We start from the raw sequence: 5,105 nt of genomic DNA on the forward strand, positions 1-5,105 counted from the left end.
CCTGGCCTGCCGCTCGGCGGCGCGGGCCTGGCGCTCGGCCTGCTGCTGCTGGCGGCCCTCCCGCTCGGCGCGCTGGCGGCCCTCCTGCTCGGCTCTGGCCTGCCGTTCTGCGGCGCGGACCTGGCGCTCGGCGTCGTTGCGCTCGCGCGACTGACGCTCGGCCCGGGCGCGCTCCCGCTCCGCCCGTTCCTGGCCGGCGCGGCCTTCGCGCTGGCGAAGCTGTTCCACCCGCGCGTTGGCGTCGCGGGCGGCCTCGCCGGCGGCGCGCTCGCGGCCCGACCGGCGCTCGGCGCGCTGCGCCTGACGTTCGGCCCGTTCGGGCCGCTGCGCCTGGGCGCGCTGAGCCTGAGCCTGGACCCGCTCCTGCTCGCGCCGGGCCTGGCGCTCGACCTGCCGCGCGTCGCGTTCGGGGCGAGCCTGGCGTTCGGCCTGGCGCTGGGCGCGTTCGAGCTGCCGCTCCTGCCGCTCCGGGCGGATGGCCTGGGCCTGCTGGCGGTCGGGACGCGCTTGGCGCTCGACGCGCTGGGCCTGACGTTCTTCACGCCGGGACTGACGCTCCGCCTGCCGCTCGACCTGGCGGTCAGGAGCCTGCAGCCGCACGGCCTCGCCGGCGCGTTCGACCTGCAGCCCCGCGCGCTCCTGCCGACGCTCGGCCTGACGCTCTGTCCGCTCGCGCTGACGCTCTTCCCGGCGATCGGGCTGGAAGCCGAAGCGCTCCGGCGCGGGAAGGGCGGCGAACACGCGGCGCTCGCCGTCGTCCTGCCGCCTCGCCTGCCGGCGATCCATCCGCTCCTGCACCCGGGCCATTCGGGCGATGTCGCGCTCGCGGCGCTCGCGCTCGGGCTTGAAGCGGCGCAGCTCGCGGGCGCCGGTGCGGTCACGGTAGGCGCGCCAGTCGTCCTCGCGGGCGGCGGCCTCGATCCACACGGTCTGGGTCTGCACCAGGACCGGCTGGCGGGCGAACCACTGCTCCTCGGCGATGCGCATGCGCCGCTCGCGGGCGGCCGCCTTGCGCAGCGCCTTGGCGCGCGCCCAGTAGCGGCCGGCGTGGTCGGCGCGCTCATAGAGGATGTTCTGCGGCAGCACCCGGCCGGCTAGGTCGTAGATGATCACCAGCCGCCCGAAGTCGTCGTAGCCGTAGCCGAACTCGTCGTCCCGGACGAAGTAGGGGTAGTCGGTCTCCGGCTCGTAATAATAGTAGCGATAGCCGTGGTCGATCGGCTCCGCGTAGAGCATCCAGTCGTCCTCGGTCTCCCAGGCCCAGGGCTGGACGTTGTCGTATTGGAAGCCGTAGTCCGGCGGGGCCTGGTAGAAGGCCTGGTCGACGGCGTAGGCGCGCTCGGCCCAGGCGTAGCCGTCATCGTAGGAGGCCAGCCGCCCGACCCGGGCCGGTGGCGCGGGCGGCAGCTCCCAGGGATCCGGGGCGAGCGCCAGCGGCGGCGGCGGGGCGTCGAACGTCGCCGGCAGGTCCAGCGGCGGCGCGGCCGAGCGGTCCCAGAACGCCACGTCCTCCAACTCGCAGGCCGACAGTCCCACGCCGGCGGCGGCGAGAAGGGCGGCGATCGGCAGGCGGCGGATGGGGGATGGCATCGCTGCAATCCTCGACTGGCTGCGCGCCGGGCGGCGCTTGGGACAGTGCACGTTCGGCCAACGCGTCTGAACGCAGCCTGATCCGCCAGTCAGCTGCGGTTCACCCTTGTGTTCGGATTGCGGCGAAGCTGCGCCGTGGCGCCGGCGCCCCAGAGTGGGCTTTCCGGCCACGCTTCAGCCTTCACAGTAAACGCCTCTTAACCCTCGCACGGCACAGATGGGGCCAAGAATCGAGCATGGGGTGTCTGATGGCGCGGACGGCGCGGCGAACGGGCATGGAATTGGGGCTGCACATCGCGGCCCTCGCCTGGACGCACCCGAACACCGCCCGCCTTCGCGGCGGGGTGATCGCCGTGGCCGGCGTGGCGCTGGCCGTGGCCCTGGCCACCTACAACGCCGCGGACCCCAGCCTGAACGCGGCCTCGGCGTACGGCCCGACCAACGTGCTGGGCGGGCCCGGCGCGGTGATCGCCGACATTGGGGTGCAGTCGCTGGGCCTGGCCTCCGGCTTCGCGGCCCTGGTGATGGTGTTGCTGGGCCTATCGCGGGTCGCGACGCCCGAGCCCGACCTGACCCGCAAGGCGCTCCGCCGCCGCGCGCTGATCGGCGCCGTCGGCGTCGTGGCGCTGGCCGGCCTGCTGGCCCTGCCCGCCCCGCCCGCCACCTGGCCGCTGGCCAAGGGGCTCGGCGGCTTCTGGGGCGAGAGCCTGATGCACTGGCTGGGCGGCCTCTTGGACTTCGCGCGGCTGCCGGGGGCCCAGGCCGTCACCGGCGGGATCCTCGGCCTGATCGCCGCGGCGACGCTGGCCTATGCACTGGCTCTCCCGCGGCCGCAGTTCGCCGGGCTGCCGCAGCTGAAGCCCCGGGGCAAGACCGCCGGCCCCGCGACCCCGCCCAAGAGCGCGCCGCGCCGCAAGGGGCTGGAGATCCGCACCCCCGCCCCGGTGGCCGCCTTCGAGGATGACGACGACGGGCCGCAGGCCGCACCCGTCCGGGCCGCCCCGCCCATTCCGCTCAACATCAAGGCCCCGAAGGCGCCGCCCAAGGAGTCCGGCCGCGAGGTTCGCGAGGCCCAGGCCAGCTTCGAGTTCGCCCGCCCCGGCGGCTTCGCCCTGCCGGAGCTGGCCATGCTGGCCAAGCCCAAGCCTCGCGCCGCCCAGTTCGACGAGGGCGCCCTGCGCCAGAACGCCCAGCTGCTGGAGAGCGTGCTGGCCGAGTTCGGCGTCCGCGGCCAGATCGACCAGATCCGCCCGGGCCCCGTGGTCACCCTCTACGAGCTGGTGCCCGCCGCCGGCGTGAAGAGCGCCCGGGTCGTCGCCCTCTCCGACGACATCGCCCGCTCGATGAGCGTCGCCGCCTGCCGGGTCTCGGTGGTGTCCGGCCGCAACGCGATCGGCATCGAGCTGCCCAACCAGAAGCGGGAGACCGTCTACCTGCGCGACCTGCTGGCTTCACCCGAGTACGAGAAGACCACCCAGGCCCTGCCCATGGCGCTGGGCGAGAACATCGGCGGCGAGCCGTACATCGCTGACCTGTCCAAGATGCCCCACCTACTGATCGCCGGGACCACCGGCTCGGGCAAGTCGGTGGGCGTCAACGCCATGATCCTGTCGATCCTCTACCGCCTGCCGCCGGAGCAGGTCCGGTTCATCATGATCGACCCGAAGATGCTGGAGCTGTCCGTCTACGACGGCATCCCGCACCTGCTGGCGCCGGTGGTGACCGATCCCAAGAAGGCCATCGTCGCCCTGAAGTGGACCGTGCGCGAGATGGAGGACCGCTATCGGCGGATGTCCAAGATCGGCGTGCGCAACGTGGTCTCCTACAACGAGCGCGCCAAGGAGGCCGCCGCCAAGGGCGAGCACTTCGAGCGGACCGTGCAGACCGGCTTCGACGATGCGGGCCGGCCGATCTACGAGAGCGAGCGGATCAACCCGGAATCGATGCCCTACATCGTGGTGGTCATCGACGAGGTCGCCGACCTGATGATGGTGGCCGGCAAGGACGTGGAAGGCGCCGTCCAGCGCCTGGCGCAGATGGCCCGGGCCGCCGGCATCCACCTGGTAATGGCCACCCAGCGCCCTTCGGTGGACGTCATCACCGGCACCATCAAGGCCAACTTCCCGACCCGGATCAGCTTCCAGGTCACTTCGAAGATCGACAGCCGCACCATCCTGGGCGAGCAGGGCGCCGAGCAGCTGCTGGGTCAGGGCGACATGCTCTACATGGCCGGCGGCGGCCGCATCACGCGCCTGCACGGCCCGTTCGTCGCCGACCAGGAGGTCGAGGCGGTGGCCAAGTTCCTGCGCGAGCAGGGCCAGCCCCAGTACCTCGAGGAGATCACCGCCGGCGGCGAAGAGGAGGGCGAGGACGGGGAGATGGAGTTCGGCGGCGGCGAGGGCGGCGGGAACGACCTCTACGACCAGGCCGTGGCCGTGGTGACCCGCGACGGCAAGGCCTCCACCAGCTACATCCAGCGCCGCCTGCAGATCGGCTACAACCGCGCCGCCTCGCTCATCGAGCGGATGGAGCGCGAAGGCGTCGTCGGCCCCGCCAACCACGCCGGCAAGCGCGAGATCCTCGCCGGCCCGCCGCCGATCTAGTCGCGCCGCGTCACGCCAGGTTCACGTCGCATCGGCCACACAGGCGCCTTCCGGCGGCGCCATATGGCGCCTACGTGCGTTATCGCCGCCCGAAGAGATGCGATTGGAGCTTGGATGACTTCGACGATGACCCGCCGCGCCCTGGCTCTGGGGCTTGCGGCCCTGCCGGTCGCCGCGCACGCGCAGCGCGGGCCGGCGCTGTCGGCGGCCGACAAGGCGCTGGTGGACAAGGCGGTGGCCTACCTGCAGTCGCTGGGCGAGGCCAAGGGCCGCTTCGTCCAGACCGATCCGCGCGGGGCGGTGACGCAGGGTTCGCTGTACCTGAAGCGCCCGGGCAAGGCCCGCTTCGCGTACGACCCGCCGGCCGGCCTGCTGGTGGTGTCGGACGGGTCCCTGGTCTCTATCCACAACACCAAGCTCAAGACCTTCGAGAGCTACCCGCTGGGCGCGACGCCGTTGAACCTGTTCCTCGCCAAGCAGATCCGCCTCGATCGGGGCGTGGTGGTGACCCGCGTCGCCCGGCACGCGGACGGCTTCTCCATCACCGCCCGCGACGGCCAGCGGCAGGCCGACGGCCAGATCACCCTGACCTTCTCCGACAAGCCCATGCGCCTGCTCGGCTGGACCGTCACCGACCCGCAGGGCGGGGCGACGCGCGTGCGTCTGTCCGGCCTGCAGGCTTCGCCGGGCCTGGCCAACTCGTTGTTCGTGCTGAAGGATCCGCGGCCAAGAGGCGTCGGCCGAGGTAAGATGTGACGAATTAACCACAGGCAAGCAATTCAATTCTTGCCGTTGACTTTGCGTTGTCCCGTTCCAATAATGTCACACACGAGGGTTGTGACGTTCGCGTCGCGCCCGACCGTGCCGGAATATCCCCTCCCGGCGGCGGCATGAGAGACAAACTTGACGCCC

At 72.2% G+C, this 5,105-nt stretch carries 2 protein-coding genes and 1 pseudogene; 2 read left to right on the forward strand and 1 reads right to left on the reverse strand.

Features of this window, described 5'->3' with window-relative positions; translation table 11 throughout:
* A pseudogene (locus VHK87_RS00520) lies at positions 1-1,590 on the reverse strand (hypothetical protein); the annotation flags it as partial.
* A 248-nt stretch (positions 1,591-1,838) separates the two neighbouring features.
* On the opposite strand from VHK87_RS00520, the gene VHK87_RS00525 reads away from it, so the two are divergent.
* Complete coding sequence (locus VHK87_RS00525; protein ID WP_329632943.1) at positions 1,839-4,193, forward strand: FtsK/SpoIIIE family DNA translocase; 2,355 nt, start codon at positions 1,839-1,841, stop codon at positions 4,191-4,193.
* A 114-nt stretch (positions 4,194-4,307) separates the two neighbouring features.
* The gene (locus VHK87_RS00530) at positions 4,308-4,949 is read left to right on the forward strand and encodes a LolA family protein (protein WP_329632944.1); all 642 of its coding nucleotides are present in this window, start codon (positions 4,308-4,310) and stop codon (positions 4,947-4,949) included.
* Positions 4,950-5,105 lie beyond the last annotated feature (156 nt).

This window comes from Phenylobacterium sp., assembly GCF_036263695.1.
Taxonomy (GTDB): domain Bacteria; phylum Pseudomonadota; class Alphaproteobacteria; order Caulobacterales; family Caulobacteraceae; genus Phenylobacterium.